Origin of the sequence: Mesorhizobium australicum (assembly GCF_900177325.1) — a bacterium.
Classification (GTDB): Bacteria; Pseudomonadota; Alphaproteobacteria; order Rhizobiales; family Rhizobiaceae; genus Mesorhizobium_A; species Mesorhizobium_A australicum_A.
In genome coordinates, this window is the sequence record NZ_FXBL01000004.1 from 2,755,359 (window position 1) to 2,765,181 (window position 9,823).

Consider the following 9,823-nt stretch of genomic DNA (forward strand, 5'->3'; position numbering starts at 1 on the left):
ATCAGATGGTGATGCGGGTCGCTTCGATCCTGCTTCTGCTCGCGGTCGACGCCATGAGCGCCAGTTGTGCGTCCGCTCCTGTCCGAGGCCGCGTATTTCCGATTCTCAGTCAGGCCAAAGCGACGCGCGCTTCTGCGCGCTCGGCGTGGGGATGTCCGCGCTCGTCCCGGTGCGCATCGACATCGGCACCCGTGAGTCGGACGATCTGCTGAACCTCGCCTGTCGCTGTGCGTGGTGGCACCGATGCTGCGGATTCTGGCGAGGCATAAAGCTTCGGCTGCCTCTCCGCCGATCACACACGTATCGGATCGTTTGCCGACAAGAGGAGAAGCGTCTTCAATCTTCTCGTCGGACATGCGCCCCGATCACCGGACACGTCCTGAGGGCTGGATCAGGCCGCCCGCACCAGCACGTGCTTCTTCTTCCCGAGCGACAGCTTGATCGCGCCGTTGTCGGCGAGGTCGGCGGCGGTGAGCTGCAGCCTTTCGTCCGACACGGGCCTGTCGTTCACCTTGACTGCGCCGCCCTGGATGTGGCGCCGCGCCTCGCCGTTGGAGGTGGCGAGCCCGGCCGTTACGAAGAGCGACAGGATGCCGACCCCGGCCTCCAGCGTCGATTGCGGCACGGTGACCGTCGGCAGGTCGTCCGACACGCTGCCTTCCTCGAAGGTCTTGCGGGCCGTCTCCGCCGCCTGTTCGGCCGCGGCACGTCCGTGCAGCACGGCGGTGATCTCGGTGGCGAGAACCTTCTTCGCCTCGTTGATCTCGGAGCCGCCAAGCGCCGCCAGCTTCGCGATCTCCGGCAGCGGCAGCGTCGTGTAGAGCTTCAGGAAGCGCTCCACGTCGGCATCCTCGGTGTTGCGCCAGTACTGCCAGAAGTCGTAGGCCGACAGCATGTCCGGGTTGAGCCACACCGCGCCGGACAGCGACTTGCCCATCTTGGCGCCCGACGCCGTGGTGAGCAGCGGCGAGGTCAGCGCAAAGAGCTGCGGCGTGCCCATCTTGTGGCCGAGGTCGATGCCGTTGACGATGTTGCCCCACTGGTCCGAGCCGCCCATCTGCAGGCGGCAGCCGTAGCGCTTGTTGAGCTCCACGAAATCGTAGGCCTGCAGCACCATGTAGTTGAACTCGAGGAACGACAGCGACTGCTGCCGGTCGAGCCTCAGCTTGACGCTGTCGAAGGAGAGCATGCGGTTGACGGAGAAATGGGCGCCGACGTCGCGCAGGAAGTCGAGATAGTTGAGCTGGCGCAGCCATTCGCCGTTGTCGACCATCAGCGCATCCTTCGGGCCATCGCCGAAGGTCAGGTAGTTGCTGAACACCTGCTTGATCGAATTGATGTTCGAGGCGATCGTGTCGAGCGTCATCAGCTTGCGCGCCTCGTCCTTGAAGGACGGGTCGCCGACCATGCCGGTGCCGCCGCCCATCAGCGCGATCGGCCGGTGGCCAGTCTTCTGCATCCAGTGCAGCATCATGATCTGGATCAGCCCGCCCGCATGCAGGCTTGGCGCCGTCGGGTCGAAGCCGATATAGGCCGTCACCGTCTCCTTCGCGAAGAGATCGTCCAGGCCAGTCTCGTCGGAAATCTGGTGGATGTATCCACGCTCCGAGAGCGTGCGCAGGAATTCGGATTTGAAGGCGGACATGACAGACTTTCCGGACAGTGTTGGCGCGCGAAGGTTGGCTCCGGCGCGCCCGCGCGTTTAGCATCAGTGGGCCCGGAATCACAAGGATTGAGGGATATGACGGCAATCTGTGCGATCGGGCTGATGAGCGGCACGTCGATGGACGGCATCGACCTCGCCGTCGTGGCGAGCGACGGCGCGGATCTTGTCGAGCGGGGCCCGGCACATTTCGTTCCCTACGAGGCCGCCTTCCGGCGGCGCATCGAGGCCTCGCTGGACGATGCGAAGTCGATCGGGGAGAGAACCGAGCGGCCCGGCGACCTTGCCGCGCTGGAACGCGAGATCACGCTCCGCCACGCCGCTGCCGTGGAGACGTTCCGGTCCGGCCTTACCGGGCGATGGGCCGACGTGGCGCTGATCGGCTTCCATGGCCAGACGGTGCTGCACAGGCCCGAGCGCGGACTGACGGTGCAATTGGGTGACGGGGCGCTGCTTGCCGATCGCACCGGCCTGCCGGTCGTCCACGACATGCGCGCCAACGACATGCTGCATGGCGGGCAGGGCGCACCGCTGGTTCCTGCCTATCACGCCGCGCTTGCCCGCTCGCTGCCGCCGGATCTGCGCGCGACGCTGCCCGTGGCCTTCGTCAACATCGGCGGCATCTCGAACGTCACCTTTGTGCCGGGGGAGGGCGATCCGGTCGCCTTCGATTCCGGGCCGGGCAATGCGCTGATCGACCAGTGGGTCTCGCGTGAGGGCGGGCTGCCCTTCGACGAGAACGGGATGATCGCGAGCGAAGGAGGCGTCGTGCAGACGGTGCTCGACGCCTATCTCGCGAGCCCGTTCTTTTCGCGCCCGGCGCCGAAGTCGCTGGACCGCAACGACTTCACGCTCGACAAGGTGCCGGGTCTGGAACTCGCCGACGGCGCGCGCACGCTCGCGGCGGTGTCGGCCGAAGCCATCCTGCGCGCGGCGGGACACATGCCCGCGGTCCCGAAACTGTGGATCGTCTGTGGCGGAGGCCGGAAGAACCCGCACATCGTCGGCGACCTGCGCCGAGGGGCTGAGCGCCAGGGCGGTCTGGTCATCCTTGCCGAGGATGCGGGATTGGACGGCGACGCGATGGAGGCCGAGGCGTGGGCCTATCTTGCCGTGCGCGCGAGGCGCGGCCTGCCACTGACATTCCCGACGACCACGGGCTGCCGCTTGCCCGTGACCGGCGGTGCGCTGAGCCTGCCGTCCGAAACGTCAGGCCCTGTCGAGCGCTAGTTACTTCTTGGCGGGGGCCTTCGCCTTCGCCGGGGCCTTTGCCTTGGCCGGAGCCTTCGCCTTCACGGCGGCGGGATTGGCAGCAGCAGCCTTCGCGGCGGGCTTGGCCGCGGCTTTCGGCGCAGCGGCGGCCTTTGCCGGCTTGGCGGCAGCCTTTGGAGCTGCCTTGGCCGCGGGCTTCGCGGCGGCCTTCTTCGCGGTCGCTTCCACCGTCTCGACGGGAGCATCGGGAACGTTCTTCTTGATCGATTCGATGGTCTTCATCGCCGAGGCCTTGGCCTTGTAGCTTTCGGACGTGAAGACGATCTCGCCATTGGCCGCACGAAACCGGAAACGCGTCTCACCTTTTTTGTCTTTGTAGACTTCGAACTTGCTCACTTTGGGGTCCCCCTCGTTTGGAGCGGTGATTCGTTCACCGGCAAAAAGTGACATTTAGTCACTCCCCTGTCGAGCAATGCCGTTGTTGCGGCGCACACAGAAGAACAGGCTGGAAGGACTTTCTCCTTCCAGCCTGTTCTTGGCGATGCTGTTGTGAGCTGCTTAGCGTAGCCGTTTCGGCCGCGGGTCGGCGAGTTCGCCCGCGAGCCGGCGGTCGAGATAGTCCGAGCATTCTTCGATCAGCACGTCGGCGTCGTTCGAGAAGAAATGGTTCGCGCCGGGGATCGTCTTCTGCGTGATGGTGATGCCCTTCTGCGTGTGCAGCTTGTCGACCAGGCCCTGCACATCCTTGGGCGGCGCAACCTTGTCGGCGTCGCCGTGGATGATCAGGCCCGACGACGGGCAGGGGGCCAGGAACGAGAAGTCGTAGATGTTCGGCTGCGGCGCGACCGAGATGAAGCCTTCGACCTCGGGCCGGCGCATCAGGAGCTGCATGCCGATCCAGGCGCCGAAGGAATAGCCGGCGACCCAGCAGCTTTTCGAATCCGGATGCAGCGACTGCACCCAGTCGAGCGCGGCTGCCGCGTCCGACAGCTCGCCGGAACCATGATCGAATTCGCCCTGGCTGCGACCGATGCCGCGGAAGTTGAAGCGGAGCGTGGTGAAGCTGCGCTTCTGGAACATGTAGAACAGGTCGTAGACGATCTTGTTGTTCATCGTGCCGCCGAACTGCGGATGCGGATGCAGCACGATGGCGATCGGGGCGTTCTTTTCCGTCGAGGGCTGGTAACGTCCTTCGAGGCGGCCGGCGGGGCCGTTGAAAATTACTTCAGGCATATATACTCCAACTGTCGCTCCGACTGTACGGCTCGACCTTCACGGGTTCCGGCTTGACGCCGGGGCGGGCAGTACCTAATAACCAGTTTAGAATTGTTCAAAACTAGGCTAGGATGTCCGCTCGTTCGACGGGCTAGATAGGACGTCCGCCCTTTGAAATTCAAGGAAATTGCGCGGCGGTCGGTCGATTGCCGCTGAAGGAGCGAACCGGCGCACCATGGCGGCCAGACGCAGCTATCTCGACCACAATGCCAGCGCGCCGCTCAGCGACGTCGCGCGCGCGGCGATGGTTGGAGCGCTGGCGATCGACGCCAATCCGTCCTCGGTCCATTCGCAGGGCAGGGAGGCGCGTCGTGTGGTCGAGGCTGCCCGCCGCGACGTGGCGGCGCTAGTCGGCGCGGATCCCGCCAATGTCGTCTTCACGTCGGGTGCGACGGAGGGCGCATCGTGGCTGCTGATGCCGAACTGGCGCATGGGCCGCGCGCCATTGCATGTCTCCAGGCTGATCGTTTGTGCCGCCGACCATCCGGCGACGTTAAATGGCGGCCATTTCGCGCCGGAGGCGCTCACGCGGATCGGCGTCGATGCCGACGGCATCCTTCGCATGGACGAGCTTGCGTCCGAACTGGAGCGCCACGACCGCGCCGCCGGCCAAATCATGGTCGCGATCCATCTTGCCAACAACGAAACGGGTGTGGTGCAGCCGGTGGCGCAGATCGCAGCCTTCGTGCGCGCCGCGGGCGGCATCCTGGTGCTGGACGCCGTGCAGGCCGCGGGCCGCATTCCGCTCGACATCTCCGACGGTTGCGCGGATTTCCTGATTCTCTCGTCGCACAAGATCGGCGGCCCGAAGGGCGCAGGCGCGGTCGTCTCGGCCGGAGGCGTGCTGATGCCGGAACCGCTGATCAGGGGCGGCGGGCAGGAGCACGGCCACCGCGCCGGCACCGAGAACGTGGCGGCTATCGCCGGCTTCGGCGCGGCCGCGCGGGAAGCGATGGCGCTGCTTCCCGAGATGGAACAGGTTGCGGCGCTGCGCGACCGCTTCGAGGCCGAGATCCTGGCGCATGTGCCCGATGCGGTGATCTTCGGCCGCGCGGCGCGCCGGTTGCCGAACACGACCTTCTTCGCCATACCCGGCCTCAAGGCCGAGACCGCGCAGATCGCCTTCGATCTCGACGGCGTCGCCCTTTCCGCCGGCTCGGCCTGCTCGTCGGGCAAGGTCGGCCCGAGCCACGTGCTTGCGGCGATGGGCCAGGGCGCGTATGGCGGCGCACTTCGGGTGTCGATCGGCCGCGCGACGACGGAGGAAGATCTGGTCCTGTTTGCGCAGGCGCTGCGCAAGCTGGTCGCGAGGAGGGCCGTGAAGGCCGCGTAATGCGCCGCGGGCATACCGGCCTTGTCGAGATGGGCCTGTATTTTCCGCGCAAAGACACTAAATGAGGCGTGCGCCGAGAGGTGTCGCCAGGTTTGAAAACGGTCGGGCCTTGAACCCGACATGGATGGAGAACGCTGATGCCTGCCGTGCAGGAGACCATCGAGCAGGTCCGCAACATCGATGTGGACCAGTACAAATACGGTTTCGAGTCCTTCATCGAGATGGACAAGGCGCCCAAGGGCCTGTCCGAGGACACGATCCGGTTCATTTCCGCCAAGAAGGGCGAGCCCGAGTGGATGCTGGAATGGCGCCTCGGCGCCTATCGCCGCTGGCTGACGCTCGAGGAACCGACCTGGGCGCGCGTCCACTATCCGAAGATCGACTTCCAGGACATCTATTACTACGCCGCGCCGAAGAACCAGTCCGGCCCGCGTTCGCTGGACGAAGTCGATCCCGAGATTCTGAAAGTCTACGAGAAGCTCGGCATCCCGCTCAAGGAGCAGGAGATCCTCGCCGGCGTGCAGAAATCGCCTGAAGACGCAGAGGACGGCGAGGCGAGCGACAACGTCTACAAGTCCGGCCGCGTTGCGGTGGATGCGGTGTTCGATTCCGTCTCGGTGGTGACCACCTTCAAGGAAGAGCTCGCCAAGGCCGGCGTGCTGTTCATGTCGATCTCCGAGGCGATCCGCGAGCATCCGGAGCTGGTGAAGAAGTATCTCGGCTCGGTCGTGCCGACGACGGACAACTACTATGCGACGCTGAACTCGGCGGTGTTCACCGACGGGTCGTTCGTGTTCGTGCCCAAGGGGGTGCGCTGCCCGATGGAGCTGTCGACCTATTTCCGCATCAACGAGAAGAACACCGGCCAGTTCGAACGCACGCTGATCATCGCCGAGGAGGGGGCCTACGTGTCCTACCTCGAAGGCTGCACGGCGCCGCAGCGCGACGAGAATCAGCTTCATGCGGCGGTGGTCGAGCTGGTGGCGCTGGACGATGCCGAGATCAAGTATTCGACCGTGCAGAACTGGTTCCCCGGCGACAAGGACGGCAAGGGCGGCATCTACAACTTCGTCACCAAGCGCGGCGACTGCCGTGGCGCACGCTCGAAGATCTCGTGGACGCAGGTCGAGACCGGTTCGGCGATCACCTGGAAATATCCGTCCTGCATCCTGCGCGGCGACGATTCGCGCGGCGAGTTCTATTCGATCGCCGTCTCGAACGGTCACCAGCAGATCGACTCGGGCACCAAGATGATCCATCTCGGCAAGAACACGTCGAGCCGCATCATCTCGAAGGGCATTTCGGCCGGCAAGTCGAACAACACCTATCGCGGCCAGGTGTCGGTGAACCGCCGCGCCACCAATGCGCGCAACTTCACCAACTGCGACTCGCTCTTGATCGGGAACGACTGCGGAGCGCACACCGTGCCCTATATCGAGGTGAAGAACGCCAGCGCCCAGGTGGAGCACGAGGCGACGACGTCGAAGATCTCCGAGGACCAGAAGTTCTACGTCATGCAGCGCGGCATCCCCGAGGAAGAGGCGATCGCGCTGATCGTCAACGGCTTCGTAAAGGACGTCATCCAGGAACTGCCGATGGAATTCGCCGTCGAGGCGCAGAAGCTCATCGGCATCAGCCTGGAGGGGAGTGTGGGGTGAGTATTTTCGCCCGTCATTCCGGGTTCTGCTGCGCGGCCCCGGAATGACCGCGATGTGAAGAGTCGGGACTGAAAGGGAAAACGAGATGTCAGGATGGGTTTACATCATGGCATCCAAACGGAACGGAACGATTTACGTCGGCGTGACAAGCGATCTGCAGGGACGCGCACATGAGCATCGAACGCCGGCACAGCCCGGTTTCACGAGCAGATATGGTTGCGACCGGCTGGTTTGGTACGAGCGGCACGACAACATCATCGAGGCGATAGCGCGCGAGAAGGAACTGAAGAAGTGGCGTCGCTCCTGGAAGCTCTATCTGATTGAGGGGTTTAACGCAGAGTGGGATGACCTGTTCGAGACATGCTACGAGCGGGACAATCCATCGGAGGCGATCAGAGCGAGAGCGAATTGATTTGAGGGTAGCCGTCATTCCGGGGCCGCGTAGCGGAACCCGGAATCCAGAGGGCCGCCGCTGAGGATGAGATGATATGCGTGAAGGCCGAGGTCACTGGCAACTGGACTTCTACCCGCGCACTGGATTCCGGGTTCCGCTGCGCGGCCCCGGAATGACGAAAGTGAGAGATGAAAGACATGCTTGAAATCAGGAACCTCCACGCGCGCATCGCCGACAGCGGCATCGAGATCATCCGCGGCCTGAACCTGACGGTTAAGGCGGGCGAGGTGGCGGCCATCATGGGGCCCAACGGGTCGGGCAAGTCGACGCTCAGCTACATCATCGCCGGCCGCGAGGATTACGAGGTCACCGAGGGCGACATCCTCTACAACGGCGAGTCGATCCTGGAGATGGACCCGGCCGAGCGGGCCGCCAAGGGCGTGTTCCTCGCCTTCCAGTATCCGATGGAGATACCGGGCGTCGCGACGATGGAGTTCCTCAAGGTCGCGATGAACTCCCAGCGCAAGGCGCGCGGCGAGCCGGAGCTGAAGATCCCGGAATTCCTCAAGCGCGTGAAGGAAGAGTCGGCCGCGCTCGGCATCGACTTCGCCATGCTCAAGCGCCCGCTCAACGTCGGCTTCTCCGGCGGCGAGAAGAAGCGCGCCGAGATCCTGCAGATGAAGCTCCTGGAGCCGAAGCTTTGCGTGCTCGACGAGACCGATTCCGGCCTGGACATCGACGCGCTGAAGATCGTCGCCGACGGCGTCAACGCGCTGCGTTCGCCCGATCGCGCCGTGGTCGTGATCACCCACTACCAGCGCCTGCTCGACCTGATCGTGCCGGACACCGTGCACGTGCTCTACAAGGGCCAGGTCATCAAGTCCGGCGAGAAGGAACTGGCGCTTGAGCTCGAGAAGAACGGCTATGCCGGTCTGATCGGCGAGGCGGCGTGAGGTCGAGATGAACATCCACTCCACCCCGAAGCTGACGGCGGCCGAGACGGCGCTGGTCGACGCCTTCGGCGAGCGCCTGTCGTATCTTCCGGGCGACGCCACGGTTACCGTGAAGCGCGACGATGCGGTCGAGGTGTTGAAGGCCGGTCTTCCGACCCGCCGCGTCGAGGCCTGGCACTACACCGATCTGCGCCGCCTGCTGACGGCCGTTCCGGGCTACGATCCGACGCTCGCCGCGCGCGCCAAGCCTGCGCTGCTCGCGGGCTCGACCGTGCTGCCGGTGCTCAACGGCGTCGCCGGCGCGACCGCGAAGATCGACGGCGTCTCCGTGTCGAAGCTCATCGACAAGCTGCTCGACGGCTCGTTCGCTCCGGCGCTCGGCGCGCAGGAGGACGCGGACGCGGTCGGCGCGCTGAACACCGCCTTCGTCGCCGATGGCTGGTTCATCGACATCGCGGCGCGCGCGGAGGTCTCCGGTCCGATCGAGATCCAGAACGTCCAGGCCGGTGGCCAGACGCACAGCCGTTTCCCGGTGCGCGTCGGCGAGGGCGCGAAGGCGACGATCGTCGAGCGCCAGACGGGCGAGGGCGACGCGCTGGTGAGCTCCATCAGCCATCTGACGCTGGCCAAGGATGCGGAACTCACCTGGATCATCGTCCAGGACCATCCGGAGGGCGCGACCCATTTCGGCCAGTTCAACGCCGAGCTGGCGGAAGGCGCGAAGCTGACGCTGTTCATCATGAACGCCGGCTCGAAACTCGTCCGCCAGGAAGTGCGCGTGCGCATGCCGGGCGAGGGCAGCGACTTCCAGCTGCGCGGCATCAACCTGTTGACCGGCGACACGCATTGCGACGTGACGATGATGCTCGACCATCTGGCCGAGAACACGACCTCGACCGAGATCGTGCGCAACGTCGCCAACGGCACCGCGAAGGGCGTCTTCCAGGGCCAGATCCGCGTGGCGAAGGAAGCGCAGAAGACCGACGCGCGCATGGCCTGCAACACGCTGCTCCTGTCGGACGAGGCCGAGTTCTCGACCAAGCCGGAGCTGGAGATCTTCGCCGACGACGTGGCCTGCGGCCACGGCGCGACGGTGACCGAGATCGACCGCAACCATCTGTTCTACCTGATGGCGCGTGGCATCGACGAGAAGACGGCGCGGGGGTTGCTGGTGAAGGCTTTCGTTGCCGAGATCATCGAGGAACTGGAGGACGAGCCGACCGTCGAGGTGCTGGAAGGCCTGCTCGACGAGTGGTTCGCCGCGCATGTTTGAACGAAGTGAGTAGGGAGTAGGGAGTAGCGAGTAGTGTCTGGTGCGGCTGTGGCAATCTATCG

Annotated in this window: 9 protein-coding genes; 6 read left to right on the forward strand and 3 right to left on the reverse strand. The window is 64.9% G+C overall.

Going from position 1 to position 9,823, the window contains the following annotated elements:
* Positions 1 to 391: 391 nt before the first annotated feature.
* A complete protein-coding gene (gene tyrS, locus B9Z03_RS16065) occupies positions 392 to 1,645 on the reverse strand; it encodes a tyrosine--tRNA ligase (RefSeq protein WP_085465131.1) in 1,254 nt (417 codons plus the stop codon).
* A gap of 96 nt (positions 1,646 to 1,741) precedes the next feature.
* Between tyrS and B9Z03_RS16070 the strand changes: the two genes are divergently transcribed.
* Positions 1,742 to 2,893: an anhydro-N-acetylmuramic acid kinase gene (locus B9Z03_RS16070; RefSeq protein WP_085465132.1), complete on the forward strand. Its 1,152-nt coding sequence runs from the start codon at positions 1,742 to 1,744 to the stop codon at positions 2,891 to 2,893.
* On the opposite strand, the gene B9Z03_RS30650 is transcribed toward B9Z03_RS16070, so the two are convergent.
* Both B9Z03_RS30650 and B9Z03_RS16080 read right to left on the reverse strand, forming a co-directional pair.
* Complete coding sequence (locus tag B9Z03_RS30650; RefSeq protein WP_176247539.1) at positions 2,894 to 3,271, reverse strand: YegP family protein; 378 nt, start codon at positions 3,269 to 3,271, stop codon at positions 2,894 to 2,896.
* 162 nt (positions 3,272 to 3,433) lie between these two features.
* On the reverse strand, positions 3,434 to 4,108 hold the full coding sequence (locus B9Z03_RS16080; RefSeq protein WP_085465134.1) for an alpha/beta hydrolase: 675 nt from the start codon (positions 4,106 to 4,108) through the stop codon (positions 3,434 to 3,436).
* Positions 4,109 to 4,325: 217 nt separating this feature from the next.
* Here B9Z03_RS16080 and B9Z03_RS16085 point away from each other — a divergent pair, with 217 nt between their 5' ends.
* The 5 genes from B9Z03_RS16085 to sufD all read left to right on the forward strand — a co-directional run bounded on the left by B9Z03_RS16085 (position 4,326) and on the right by sufD (position 9,761).
* Positions 4,326 to 5,483: a cysteine desulfurase family protein gene (locus B9Z03_RS16085; RefSeq protein ID WP_085465135.1), complete on the forward strand. Its 1,158-nt coding sequence runs from the start codon at positions 4,326 to 4,328 to the stop codon at positions 5,481 to 5,483.
* Between the two features lie 137 nt (positions 5,484 to 5,620).
* Complete coding sequence (sufB, locus tag B9Z03_RS16090; protein WP_085465136.1) at positions 5,621 to 7,141, forward strand: Fe-S cluster assembly protein SufB; 1,521 nt, start codon at positions 5,621 to 5,623, stop codon at positions 7,139 to 7,141.
* Positions 7,142 to 7,226: 85 nt separating this feature from the next.
* The gene (locus tag B9Z03_RS16095; protein WP_085465137.1) at positions 7,227 to 7,553 is read left to right on the forward strand and encodes a GIY-YIG nuclease family protein; all 327 of its coding nucleotides are present in this window, start codon (positions 7,227 to 7,229) and stop codon (positions 7,551 to 7,553) included.
* A gap of 179 nt (positions 7,554 to 7,732) precedes the next feature.
* Positions 7,733 to 8,488 carry a Fe-S cluster assembly ATPase SufC gene (gene sufC, locus B9Z03_RS16100; RefSeq protein ID WP_085467694.1) on the forward strand — a complete coding sequence of 252 codons (756 nt, stop codon included), beginning with the start codon at positions 7,733 to 7,735 and terminating at the stop codon, positions 8,486 to 8,488.
* A 7-nt stretch (positions 8,489 to 8,495) separates the two neighbouring features.
* Positions 8,496 to 9,761: a Fe-S cluster assembly protein SufD gene (gene sufD / locus B9Z03_RS16105; RefSeq protein WP_085465138.1), complete on the forward strand. Its 1,266-nt coding sequence runs from the start codon at positions 8,496 to 8,498 to the stop codon at positions 9,759 to 9,761.
* The last annotated feature ends 62 nt before the right edge of the window (positions 9,762 to 9,823 follow it).

What these genes read in the sequence shown, in the direction of transcription:
- sufC (WP_085467694.1), top strand. Translation starts at nt 7,733, where the DNA reads ATGCTTGAAATCAGGAACCTCCACGCGCGCATCGCCGACAGCGGCATC.
- sufB (WP_085465136.1), top strand. Translation starts at nt 5,621, where the DNA reads ATGCCTGCCGTGCAGGAGACCATCGAGCAGGTCCGCAACATCGATGTG.
- tyrS (WP_085465131.1), bottom strand. Translation starts at nt 1,645, where the DNA reads ATGTCCGCCTTCAAATCCGAATTCCTGCGCACGCTCTCGGAGCGTGGA.
- B9Z03_RS16085 (WP_085465135.1), top strand. Translation starts at nt 4,326, where the DNA reads ATGGCGGCCAGACGCAGCTATCTCGACCACAATGCCAGCGCGCCGCTC.
- B9Z03_RS16080 (WP_085465134.1), bottom strand. Translation starts at nt 4,108, where the DNA reads ATGCCTGAAGTAATTTTCAACGGCCCCGCCGGCCGCCTCGAAGGACGT.
- B9Z03_RS16095 (WP_085465137.1), top strand. Translation starts at nt 7,227, where the DNA reads ATGTCAGGATGGGTTTACATCATGGCATCCAAACGGAACGGAACGATT.
- B9Z03_RS16070 (WP_085465132.1), top strand. Translation starts at nt 1,742, where the DNA reads ATGACGGCAATCTGTGCGATCGGGCTGATGAGCGGCACGTCGATGGAC.
- sufD (WP_085465138.1), top strand. Translation starts at nt 8,496, where the DNA reads ATGAACATCCACTCCACCCCGAAGCTGACGGCGGCCGAGACGGCGCTG.